Raw genomic sequence first — 4,895 nt, forward strand, 5'->3', positions numbered from 1 at the left:
CAGAACAAGGAGGCCACCGAGAACACCATCGCCGAGGTCAAGCGGGTGTGGCCGAAGGTCAAGGAGCTCAAGGAGCACGACGACCTGGCCGAGAGTCATCGGCAGTCTTTGTCGGCACAGAACAATCCCGAAACGGGCGAGAACGAGTATGTCCAGGCCAAGAAGGACACCCTGGACGAAGCTCGTTCCGAGTTCGGCACGTCCAATTCCACTTACGCCGACACCAATGGCATGACCATCGAGCCGTATGAATTCGAGGGTCCGAGGTGGGACGGCCGCAACCCCAAACGTCCATTGAGCCACTACCAGCACGCCTACTATCCACCCGAAATACAGTCTGGTGGCGCAGGCGTCGGCGCCTCTGGCGGCGGGCACCACTCGCTCAACTCCGCCGCCAGCAACGCAAGCGGCTCATCGACTCCCACCCACCACTCCCCCGCTTCCGATCACCCATCGCCCGACCTGCAGGGTCCCAGCGGGACTCCCGCCCCGACGCCGACGCACTCCAGCGGGCCGACGCCGACCCCAGGCGGAACACCCTCGCCTGGCAACAGTGGATTCCCTGGGCCTGGTTTCGGTGGGGTGAGGCCCGTGGCGCCGCCCGCTGGCGGCGGGTTGCGGCCTGGCGGGTTGCCGAACGGGGAGCCTGGGCCGAACGGGGCTCGGCCGACGCCAGGGATGAATCGGCCGATCGGGGGCAGACCTGGGGGCGCGGTCGGTGAGGAGCCGCCGATGGGCGGGCGCGGCGGGATGGGAAAGAACAGCCTGTTGCCGAACCAGCGTCAGGCCGCCGCGGGTCGGAACCCCTTGACGGGGAGCGGGAAGGGCACGACGCCCGCCCGATCGGGGCGGGGCGGGGCGGCGTCCGAGGAGCCGACGGGCAAAGGACGCGGCGGGCGAGGCTCGCGCGGCGGGATGCCCGAGGAGCCGACAAGTAGCGGTCGCGGGGGCCGCGGCGCGGCGTCCGAGGAGACGCTCGGCGGCGGGCGTTCGGCGCGCGGCGGCGCGGCGCGGGGGCGTCCGAATGCGGGGTTCGAGGAGGACATGTACAGCGGCACCCGAGCGGGGCGGACCGTGCCTGGCGTGGTGCGGGGCGCTCGGTCGGGGGTCGGCGAGGCCGCCGAGGGTTCGGGGCGGGGCGTGAGCGCGTCGCGGATCTCCAGGGCGGGAAGGGTTTTCGGCGAGCGGGCCAACAAGGGCGTGGTCCGCAACGAGCCCGAGTTCGAGGCGGGGTCGTTGACGCGGCGGGGCGTGGTGACGTCGGTGTCGCGAAAGGATTCGTCATTCTCGTTGAGCCGGGTGCGGCCGCGGCAGTCGACGGAGCCGCCGTCGGGTTCGGTGAAGCTGGGGCGGCGGGAGTCGTCGGTGCCCGTGGATCCGAATGAGGAGCGGCGTCGCAAGTGGGCGAAGCGTCGGGCCTGGCGCAAGGCGTTCTGCGAGGGGAGGTCGAAGCGGGACAGGCGACCCGGGACCGAGCTGTACGACGGGGTCGAGGGGCGGGTGGTTCCCGACGTGATTCGGGGTACCGCGTATCCCGAGCGGACGGATCGGCGGGACGCCGGGGCCCGGTTCTCGACGTACGGGTGGGAGGACGAGGCCTAGGTTTCGCTTCGCTGTGACGAGTCCGCTGTGTTGACGGGCCGCTGCCTTCGGGCGGCGGCCCGCTTCGGGTTCGGGTGGGGGCCACGGTGGCGGCGATCAACGGTACGGTCGCCATCATGCGGCTGGTTGTGGCGCCCGAGCGGGGTGAACGGGGTGGGTACGCGCCGCGGTTGACGGCGGCGGGCCGGGGTTGGCTGATGGTGGTGTCGGCGGCGGCCGTGGCGCCCGGGGTGCTGGCGGTGGGGGCTCGGGGGTTGTCGACGGCGGTGGGGTTGGTCGTCGCGCTGGGCCTGGTGGTGGTCCAGACGGGGGCGATGTGGTGGATGGACGCTCGGCCCGTGGCCGTCACCGTGGTGGCGATCGGGCTGGGGGCGGGGGTGCAGACGCTGATGTTTCCCGGGTCCGGGGCGGGGACGGCGTTGATCGCGGTGTGTTGCTTCGCGTGGTTGCGTCCCGCTCGGGTTTCCCTGTGGGTCCTGGGCGGCGTGGTGGTGCTCAGCGGCGCGATCCGTTGGGGGCGGTGGGACGCGGCGGCGGCGTGGGCGGTGGCCGCGGCGCTGGCGTGGAGCGTGGGCGCGTTGGGAAGGGCGCGGGCGGTGCAGCGGCGGGCGGAGGCGAGCCGCGCGGTCGCCGAGGAGCGGGCGCGGATCGCCGGGGAGATCCATGACATTCTGTCGCACGGCATCGCGGTGATGATGGTGAACGCCACGGTGGCCGAGGACGCGTTCGCATCCGATGTGGATCGTGCACGCTTGTCGATTCGCGAGGTGGCCGAGCAGGGTCGGCGGGCACTCGGCGAGGTGCGCGGGGTGTTGCGGGCGCTGGACGGGTATGACGCCGTGGCCGTGGTTTCGGGCTTGTCCGCGCTGGATCGCGTGGCGGAGTCGATGGGTGTCGCGGGTCTGGACGTCGCTTTGCGAGTGTCGGGGTTGGATGGTGTGGAGGTGCCTCGGGATGTCGACCTGGCGGCGTTTCGGGTGGTGCAGGAGTCGCTGACGAATACGTTGCGGCACAGTCGGTCCAAGCGCGCGGAGGTGTCGGTGTCCGTGGCGGACGGTCGATTGCGGGTGCGCGTTCGCGACGAGGGTCCCGCGCGCACCGACGGGCAGCGGACCCTCCCGTCGGGTTCGGGCCGCGGGATTGTCGGGATGCGGCGGCGGGTCGAGCGCCTGGGTGGAACGATGAGTGCCGAGGCGGAACCGACGGGGGGTTTCGCGGTGATGGCGGCGTTTCCGTTGGAGGGCAACCGATGACGATCAAGGTGCTGATCGCCGACGACCAGAATGTGGTGCGGTCGGGGTTTCGGATGATCATCGACGCCCGCGAGGATCTGTCCGTGGTGGGCGAGGCCCCCGACGGGGACGAGGCGGTGCGGATGGTCGAGGCGACCCGACCCGACGTCGTCCTGATGGACGTCCGCATGCCGAACGTCGACGGCGTGGAGGCGACGCGGCGGATCACCGCGGCCGAGCGCCCACCCCAGGTGGTCATGTTGACCAGCTTCGATTCCGACGAGTCCCTGTACGAGTCGCTGCGGGCGGGCGCCAGCGGCTTCCTGCTCAAGGACGTGCCCGCCGAGGGCCTGGTGGAGGCGATTCGGGTGGTGGCGCGCGGCGAGGCGTTGCTGGCTCCGGTGGTGACGCGGCGGCTGCTGGATCAGTTCGTGCCCACCATGAAGCGCCGCAGGCGGCCGGCGAGCCTGTCGGCCCTGACCGGCCGCGAGACGGACGTGCTGCGGTTCGCGGCGCGGGGCGAGTCGAACGCGGAGATCGCGGTGCGCCTGGAGGTCGCGGCGGCCACGGTCAAGACCCACATGTCGGCGGTGCTGCGCAAGCTCGACGTCTCCAACCGCACCCAGGCGGTGGTGATCGCCTACGACTCGGGGCTGGTGCGACCGGGCGACTCCGCCTGAAGGGGCAGATCGAAGACCGATCCCAAGGTCGAGGATTCGCGGTGCAGACGCCCTTAGCCTCGGATCCATGACACACGACGTAAAAGCGGGCGAAGTCCGCAAGGGGCACAAACCGCCCCGAAAGCGTTGGGCCGCCGTGGTTCTGGCCCTGATGGCGCCCGTGATCGCCGAGGTCGGGCTGGGTTCGGTGCCGCTGCGGATGGCGTTCCTGGTGCTGCTGTACATCCCGATCTACGGCGCGGGCGTGGTGTTGATCCGCGAGGCGGTGCGGCGCTTCGGCGGCGGCTGGCCAAGCGTGCTGTGCCTCGGGTTCGCCTACGGCCTCGTCGAGGAGGGCCTGGCGCTACAGAGCCTCACCAGCCCCCACCTGTACCACGCCGTCGACTGGGCGCCGCGCCTGTTCGGCGTCAACACGGCCTACACCGAGCTGAATCTCCCGTACCACATGGTGTTCAGCGTGGCGATCCCTATCGCGCTGGTGGAGCTGCTGTTCCCCAAGCACGGCAAGACCCCCTACATGGGACGGTTCGGCCTGGTGGTCACGGGCTTCATCGCGGTGCTCGGCGTGGGTCTGCTGCGAATCTCGGTGCCGCCCGCGCAGGACCCCGGCTACGCGGTGCCGTCCGCGGCCGTGATCACGATTCTGGTGCTCGTCGTGGCGGCCGCGGTGCTCGCCTTGGCGGTCCTGCCACGACGAGCACCCCCACGCCCACTGTCGACACACGCGGTGCCTCGCCCGCTGCTCGTCGGCGCGACCAGCGGAGTCGCCGCGTTCGGCTTCCTGGCCCTGCTGTTCCCGTTCGGCGGATCCAAACAGCCGTTCTTCACCCACGGCGCCATGGTTTTCGTCCCGATGGCGGTGGCCGCCGCAATCGCCGTCCTGATCGGATGGTCGCTGCGCCGCTGGTCCCGATCAACACAGTGGACACCCGCCCACGCCCTGGCCGCCATCGGCTGGGCCCTGGTGGCCCACAACGTCTTCGGGATCATCGCCAGCACCAAGACGATCGCCGACTCGGTGGCGCTCGGGGCGCTCGCGCTGGCCACGGCGGTGCTGCTGACGGCCTACGCCCGCGGGCTAAGGCCAAGAACGCCAATCGAACCCGCCACCTCCTGACCCCCACCTTGCCGCCGCACGCGCCCTCGGGTTCGCGTACGGCGGCTCCCGCACGTCCGCGTCGTGCGTCACGTTCGCAGCTCAACACGCCCATCGCCGTCTCGACCAAGTGCTATAAATCCACCATGCTGCATCACGTTGAGCACGGCACCGGCACCCCCGTCCTGGCCCTGCACGGTTGGCCCGTCGACCATCGGCTCATGACGGGGTGCCTCGAGCCCGTGTTCGCCAGGCGGGAGGGCTACCGCCGCCTGTACCCCGACC

Annotated in this window: 6 protein-coding genes and 1 pseudogene; 5 read left to right on the forward strand and 2 right to left on the reverse strand. The window is 71.0% G+C overall.

The genetic code is table 11. The features are described 5' to 3' along the window. Both VE172_RS24765 and VE172_RS24770 read right to left on the reverse strand, forming a co-directional pair. Positions 1-378 (reverse strand): hypothetical protein (locus VE172_RS24765; protein WP_324804686.1); only part of this gene is annotated, 378 nt, incomplete at its 3' end. Between the two features lie 404 nt (positions 379-782). After that, complete coding sequence (locus VE172_RS24770; RefSeq protein WP_324804687.1) at positions 783-1,400, reverse strand: hypothetical protein; 618 nt, start codon at positions 1,398-1,400, stop codon at positions 783-785. Between VE172_RS24770 and VE172_RS24775 the strand changes: the two genes are divergently transcribed. The 5 genes and pseudogenes from VE172_RS24775 to VE172_RS25600 all read left to right on the forward strand — a co-directional run. Beyond that, on the forward strand, positions 1,372-1,602 hold the full coding sequence (locus VE172_RS24775; protein WP_324804688.1) for a hypothetical protein: 231 nt from the start codon (positions 1,372-1,374) through the stop codon (positions 1,600-1,602). The two genes, VE172_RS24770 and VE172_RS24775, sit on opposite strands and share 29 nt — an antisense overlap. Before the next feature lie 116 nt (positions 1,603-1,718). Further along, entirely contained in the window at positions 1,719-2,855 is a 1,137-nt protein-coding gene (locus VE172_RS24780; protein WP_324804689.1) for a sensor histidine kinase, read from the forward strand. Next, entirely contained in the window at positions 2,852-3,514 is a 663-nt protein-coding gene (locus VE172_RS24785) for a response regulator transcription factor (RefSeq protein WP_324804690.1), read from the forward strand. Before VE172_RS24780 ends, VE172_RS24785 begins: the two co-directional genes overlap by 4 nt. A 67-nt stretch (positions 3,515-3,581) precedes the next feature. Next, on the forward strand, positions 3,582-4,631 hold the full coding sequence (locus VE172_RS24790) for a hypothetical protein (protein WP_324804691.1): 1,050 nt from the start codon (positions 3,582-3,584) through the stop codon (positions 4,629-4,631). Positions 4,632-4,756: 125 nt separating this feature from the next. Further along, positions 4,757-4,895, forward strand: a pseudogene (locus tag VE172_RS25600) (alpha/beta fold hydrolase); the annotation flags it as partial.

The organism is Stackebrandtia sp. (genome assembly GCF_035643755.1).
Taxonomy (GTDB): domain Bacteria; phylum Actinomycetota; class Actinomycetes; order Mycobacteriales; family Micromonosporaceae; genus Stackebrandtia.